Below are 6,457 nucleotides of genomic sequence, written 5' to 3' on the forward strand. Positions count from 1 at the left end.
ATTTCCTTTCTGGAGGACAATCACCACGATTTAGGCTTTGGGGTGATTGTCCGTTTTTTTTATTGTCATCATAAACGAAAAACGGTACCGATGGAAAATTCCATCAGTACCGAATAGTGTAGAACCATAATTATACAGAACAGGACGTTGAACACTACCAAAAGCAGTTAAATCAACGTCCGCGCAAAGTGTTAAATTATGAAACCCCATATGAAGTATTTTTTGATAAACCGTTGCACTTAGTTTGACAATTCGCCACACAAAATCAGTGTCCAAAACTGTTATTGGTAATAATAAACTCAAAAAGTCAGGCCAAAACAGTAATTAAGCACTGATATAACTTGACTTTGAGTAGAAAAGATGTACTCAGCCATTTTAGCTGAGTGTCGCTTTCTAGTTATTCAGCCTATTGATGCTTACGCTTTAACCCGGCTAAGCCTAACATACCCAGCATCGTTGCTAAACCTAATGCCACAGCACCAGTTTCACTTTGGTTACCTGTCTTAGGCAATCGATTAGCCTGCTGTTTATTACTAGTTAGGCTATTCTTAGTCAAATTATCGGTCTCTTGGCTAGTAGTATTAGTTTTTGTATGCTGGTTTCCCTTAGTTCCCTGACTATCATCAGGAGTAGCAACTTGGTCCTTGATGTAAGTAACGGTCTGTTCGATGTCCGTACTATTACCATCAACGGTTTCAGCATCAATCTGGGCATAGTCTGGAGTGTAGCCAGCAATCGTTGGGCTAGTAACAGCATCAAAACTACCCGTCGACCAAGCACCCCAGGTAATTTCGCCTGTAACTGCATCCTTAGAACCCGTCCGGGTTAAGGTAATCGTTTGTACCTTATCTGGTTGGGCTTGACTACCATCACTGTACTTATAATGGATGGTTCTCGTAATGGTCTTTTGACCATTCTCAGTTGATTGTTGATGGCTGAGGACAATTGTAAAGGACTGTAACTGATTATCTTGCCACTGATTAGGATCGGAGCTGCTATAGTAATCGTTGTTAGTACTATCGTAATGGAAGCCATTTTGAAAATCAGACGAAGTAACTTCAAATCCTAAAGATTTCAATTTAGCTAATAAATCATCAACCTTAAATTGACTTTGGACCCCACTGTATCCCCACAAAACAACTTTTCCTAAGGAGCTATTAGTGGTTTGATCCAAAAAGTTAATCTCTACTCGTTGCCGATCAGGATGAAGCGTTATATAAGTATTTACAGCCGCTCCTGGTGCCATACTACTATAATGACTTTCACCCGGATAGGCACCAATTAAATGGCCATCTTTATCTAAGGCAATCCTTTCGCCACCTAAAATGTCGGCTTCAAAATCCGGAACTTGATAACCCTTGGAACGATCATTGGCATCCACCGGTGTCAAAGCATGGTAACCAGCCGTATGTTGTTTGTTTTGGTGATAGTAATAAACACCGGAAGACCAACCATTAGCACCCTTAATGAAGTCATAAACCCGATCGCCTGGCTTATGAACATTATCAAATATATGATCCTTCACATAGACTGATGGGTTCCCCTGAGCATCATTCGCAGGATAGATACTTACGGCATCATAGTTAACATACGTTATCGGCTTATAGTCTGGCAATGGATTAGCAGGCTTCTCATTTTCTACCACAGTAGTCTGATTATTAATCAGTTGTTTAGCCTGATCAATATTGCTTTTGCTTGTACTTTTATTTTGAGTATCAGCAGTCGTCGTAGCGATAACTGGGTTCTCTTGATTAGTATCAGCAGTCGTCGTAGCGATAACTGGGTTCTCTTGATTAGCATCAGTAACCGTGTCCGCCTGGACATTAGCTTCACCCATCAAGAAAATAGTTCCCAACAGGACAGAAGCTACCCCAATACTCAGCTTCCGTAAAGCAAATTTAGGCTTTTGGTGCGTACATTGACGATCAGTTAGCAAATGATTATTTTTTGAAAACATCGTTTCCTTCCCCCTCCAAAAATTAATTTCCCTTTTATTATAGCACTAATGTAAATATTATGACCCGAGATGTTTATAGGTCATTTATGATTGCCTTTTTTTTTGATTAGGGATATTCAAAAGTCTATCACAAATGGCTTTTTCATCTTTCTAACTTAATTTTACAAACGGCGTAACTTAATTTTACAAACGGCGTTTATTAGATGAGATGCAATACCACCACTAAAAAACATCTCTTTATTTTCAATCTCAATTTGACGATTGGCCATTTTATAATTTTCTACCCTTATAACTATCTTTTCTTAAATTACAGTTGAGTGTCCTACTCTGCTCGATAATGATAACTAAATTAAAGAAAGCCAACACTGTTACATTACCTTAATCAACTCAACTTAAAGACCCCAAAATCAGCCATTTTTACGCACGCTCTTATCCCCGTCATATTAACCATTACAGCTTTTCTCATCACCTTAACCAACTCAACTCTCCAAAATGGACACTGGTCTACACAACCCGAAAATCCAGCACACTATCCACTCGACCCTCTAGCTCAATAAGCAAAAAGTGTACTAATTCCAATTACCAATAGAGGAATTAGTACACTTTTTATCGATCAAGAATGCCGGCATACCGGCGTTTGCAGGCTATTTATCTGTACGTTCCAGGACCGTAACACTCTCAACATGCCACGAGCTGATGTTGTCAATTACACATTCTGGATTAACGGCTATGTTAACCAATTAGCTTTGATTAATCAAAAACATTGTGTTTGTTAACTCGCTTTCATAATACCAAATATTGCCATGCTTTTGAGATAAACATCAACGCTCAAATTATTACCGGTTTGCGGGAACACATAAATTCTAAAAAATAGTTTAAGGTGTTTGCGGAAAATTAAATGCCAAGTTTCATTTGAAGTATTAACCCCATAATTGTAATTGCAACATCTGCCCCTTTATCCAATACAAAAGAAATGATAGGTTTTACCTTTTCCCATTTTTTCTTTTTTGATATTTTCTCATTATTTATTTGTTCTAGCTCATTAATTTTTGTCTTCAGTTCTTCGGTCTCGGCCTCATTCAACCCTGGCATTTCCTCTATTTGCTTCCTAGCATCCTTAAATGAAAGATTTATATTAATGTCATTGGAATTTGAAACAGGTACACTCACACTAATATCCTGTGATATCTTTGAATTTTGAGGAGTTGGAAAACCGCAAAGGTACCCTTCTAGTCTTCCTTTCATGATACGTAAGTTGTGAAGATATGATTCCTTTCCCATATAGTTATAGGCGAAGCCGTCAGCACTACTGTACCCATACATACTTTTCCCAAATCCTGGTATATATGTTGAGTACTTGCCATCAATCTTTAAATGTATATTTTTCATTTTTTCTTCATCGCTAGACTTAATTGCTTCATCTATAGCTTTTATGTCGGGAGCAATTACTTCAACTAAATCTTCCCTATTCTTAATTGAAAGCACATCTTTCTTCACTACTGTTTCACTTCACTTTCACGCAATGATTTATAAATTTCCCCTGCAAAAGTTCCCAAAACCTCTTTCTTAATATCATCGTTGTTGAGTAGCAAAGTGAAAAAGTCTTTATTATGTTCAAGACCCTCAATCAACATATCGTCAATATGATCAAAGTATGATAGTTCAAAGTCATGCTCATTGTTATTTTTTGCACTGCTCCTTAAGTTATTTGACTTCATCATTAGGTCCCTAATTTGAAGCATCGATTTAACAGCTACATCCTTGTCAAAATTAGACCCAGTTGTTTGGTTAATTTCTTCGATAATTTTGGATAATTTTTCCTTCTTTGCTTCACTAAGTTCAACATCATCAGCCATTGGTAACTTTACTACTGGATTTGACCGTTTCGTACCTGATATATGTTGGCCCGTCTGTTTCTGGGTAAACTTGCTGGCTTTTATTTTTCCAGTCAGATCATAACCCTGTCCTGGACGGCTAATATTTACGTACTTCATCAAATAAGATACATAATTATATAGTTTCTGCAGTTCTTCGTCTTTAAGGCTAGATACTTGCAAAAGAAACTCATAGCAGCGCACAAAATGCTTTAACGTAGTCAAAACTTCTCGTTGGGTATTTTCGTCTAATTCTTTTATTTTCTTTTCTGTAGCGCCAAAGTAGAAATTAAGATTCTTCTTATCTCGACTTTGAATTTTTGCTTTATGAATAATGTTGTTTGCACCCTCCACATTTTGCGGATCAATTATATAGAACCCATCAATTTTTTCTACTAGGTTATAAACCAATTGTGGATTAACCGTATCTGCTAATAAAGTGGTCGTGTAATAAGGAGCAAAGGCGGCCTCAATATCCTTATAGTCATTAACAAAATCCAATACAAATGGAGTCTTTTCATATGGTGGGCAGATACGATTTAAGCGAGAAAGTGTTTGTACTGCATTGACTCCACGTAATTTTTTCATGACGTACATAGCAGATAACTTAGGTTGGTCAAATCCAACTTGATATTTATTAGCTACTAGTAAGAAACGATATCCAGGTTTATTAAACTCTTTAGCTGTACGGTCTTCTGGTAAACCATTCATTGAAGCCTCAGTATATTCCTTGTTATCATCATCTGAGTTAACGTTGCCAGAAAAGGCAACAAGCATCCCCATATCATCATAATGATGTTCGTTAATATAATTTTCAAATGCTTGTCGATACTTAACCGCTGCCTTACGAGATGACATAATAACCATTGCTTTTGCTTGATTACCTAATTCTGACATCACATGTTCTCTGAAATGGTCAATAATAATTTTTGTTCGTTGAGAAATATTCTGATCATCTAAATCTATTTGCTGAGCTATTTGTCGTTTTGCATCAGCCGTCTTTAATTCTGGATCATCAGCAATCTCTTTATTAAGTTCATAGTATGTTTGATAGGTCGTGTAATTAGCTAAAACATCAAGAATAAATCCTTCTTCAATAGCCTGTTTCATACTATACAAATGGAATGCTCGATAATTACCATGTTTATCTAAGCGTCCAAAGAGGCGTAAGGTAGTTGGCTTAGGTGTTGCTGTAAAAGCAAACATACTTACATTCTTTTGCTTTCCAGAGCTTTCAATTTCTTGTACTAATTGATCTTGAATGTCCTGTTCATAGAATTTATCCGATGATGATAAAGCTTCAGTCACAGCCATCATATCTTTACCAGCAGTTGACGAGTGTGCTTCATCAATAATCACGGCAAATTTCTTATTTTTAAGTGAAACATCAGACGAATTACTATCATCCTTAATCAAATCAACAACGTATGGAAATTTTTGGATCGTAGTAACCACAATTTTAGTGTTGCTTTCTAATGCCAGCTTAAGATCCTCAGACGTACATTTATCATCCATAACACGAATAAGGCCAGCTTTATGTTCAATACCCATTATTGCTTTTTGTAGCTGTCGATCCACGACCACCCTGTCCGTCATAATGATGACATTATTAAAAATAATTTGATTATCATCGTCATGAAGACTAGCTAGTCTATGTGCAAGCCATGCAATAGAGTTAGTTTTTCCTGATCCAGCAGAGTGCTGAATTAAATAATTTTGTGATGTCTTATTGATCTTCAAATCAGCTAAAGTTTTACGAATCACATCTAACTGATGATATCTTGGGAAAATTAATTGTTGCTTTACCCTTCTCTTCCCAGTCAGCGGATCTTTACTTTCCTTAGCCTCAATAAAGATAAATTTGGTAATCAATTCAACTAAAGTTTCTTTTCTTAGAATATCCTCCCACATATAAGAAACACTATATTTATCAGGAAAGTGTGGATTCCCTGCACCAGAATTTATACCTTCCCCTTTTCCCATGTTGAAAGGCATAAAGAACGTCTTCTCTTTTGCTAACTTGGTAGTCATATAAACTTCTTCAGTATCCATAGCAAAGTTTACTAAACATCCTGCTTTAAAAAGAAATAAACGATCTTTAGGATTACGCGATGTCCGATATTGTTTGATTGCATTCTCGTAATTTTGTCCTTGGCTATTGCTTTTAAGCTCGAAGCTAATTACAGCAAATCCATTTATAAAGATTACGAGATCAATTCGCTCTTTATTCTCTTTATCCGCATATACCTCTTGCATTACAGAAAAAATATTTTCTGAATACAACTTTGAGAGTTCAGGATTAAAGTCAGTAGCTGGTTTCCCATATAGCAAGGTTAAATGTTGATTGTTAACATCAACACCGTGTTTTAACGCAGAAAGTAGGCTTCCTTTCTTACTAATGATAAATTTATTAATGGTGTTAATGATTGTCTCTTCAGTATCTTCCTTAAATTGTTTAGTTAATTCTTCTAATTTTTTTGGTTGAGTATCCTTTAAAAACGGCAGATTGCAAGAAATAACTTGAACGAATTTAGTGACGTAGATTAAGCAAGAAGATCTCGATTGGTGTATGCCAATTAAGACATTTAAGTGGCCGTGAATTCAGATACCAATTGATTTGAACCAG

At 36.3% G+C, this 6,457-nt stretch carries 3 protein-coding genes and 2 pseudogenes; 1 reads left to right on the forward strand and 4 read right to left on the reverse strand.

The window, feature by feature from the left end:
• Positions 1-128: 128 nt before the first annotated feature.
• Positions 129-248 (forward strand): annotated as a pseudogene (locus tag C1710_RS07895) (IS30 family transposase); the annotation flags it as partial.
• Between the two features lie 158 nt (positions 249-406).
• On the opposite strand, the gene C1710_RS07900 reads toward C1710_RS07895, so the two are convergent.
• The 4 genes and pseudogenes from C1710_RS07900 to C1710_RS07915 form a co-directional block, all read right to left on the reverse strand.
• A complete protein-coding gene (locus tag C1710_RS07900; protein WP_102280751.1) occupies positions 407-1,957 on the reverse strand; it encodes a mucin-binding protein in 1,551 nt (516 codons plus the stop codon).
• An 894-nt stretch (positions 1,958-2,851) separates the two neighbouring features.
• Complete coding sequence (locus tag C1710_RS07905; RefSeq protein ID WP_102280749.1) at positions 2,852-3,454, reverse strand: hypothetical protein; 603 nt, start codon at positions 3,452-3,454, stop codon at positions 2,852-2,854.
• The gene (locus C1710_RS07910) at positions 3,454-6,114 is read right to left on the reverse strand and encodes a type I restriction endonuclease subunit R (RefSeq protein WP_235857971.1); all 2,661 of its coding nucleotides are present in this window, start codon (positions 6,112-6,114) and stop codon (positions 3,454-3,456) included. Before C1710_RS07910 ends, C1710_RS07905 begins: the two co-directional genes overlap by 1 nt.
• A gap of 247 nt (positions 6,115-6,361) precedes the next feature.
• Positions 6,362-6,457: pseudogene (locus C1710_RS07915) on the reverse strand (IS30 family transposase); the annotation flags it as partial.

It is taken from the genome of [Lactobacillus] timonensis (assembly GCF_900240275.1).
In the GTDB taxonomy this organism is placed as follows: domain Bacteria; phylum Bacillota; class Bacilli; order Lactobacillales; family Lactobacillaceae; genus Limosilactobacillus; species Limosilactobacillus timonensis.